Consider the following 440-nt stretch of genomic DNA (forward strand, 5'->3'; position numbering starts at 1 on the left):
TCTTCGGAAATGACCTGGCCACCGGTGAGGATGGCGATGTCTTCCAGCATGGCCTTGCGGCGATCACCGAAGCCCGGTGCCTTGACGGCGGCGATCTTCAGGCCGCCACGCAGCTTGTTGACGACCAGCGTGGCCAGAGCCTCGCCTTCGACATCTTCCGAGATGATGACCAGCGGCTTCGAGGTCTGCACGACAGCCTCGAGGATCGGCAGCATGGCCTGCAGGTTGGAAAGCTTCTTCTCATGGAGAAGAATGTAGGCGTCTTCCAGATCCGCAACCATCTTGTCGGCGTTGGTGACGAAGTAGGGCGAGAGATAGCCGCGGTCGAACTGCATGCCTTCGACGACTTCGAGTTCGGTCTCGGCGGTCTTGGCTTCCTCGACCGTGATGACGCCCTCATTGCCGACCTTCTGCATCGCTTCGGCGATCATCGAGCCGAC

At 60.5% G+C, this 440-nt stretch carries 1 pseudogene; it reads right to left on the reverse strand.

The features are described from left to right. Window positions 1-440: pseudogene (gene groEL / locus AC0L3L_RS36460) on the reverse strand (chaperonin GroEL); the annotation flags it as partial.

It is taken from the genome of Mesorhizobium sp. WSM4849, assembly GCF_055811385.1.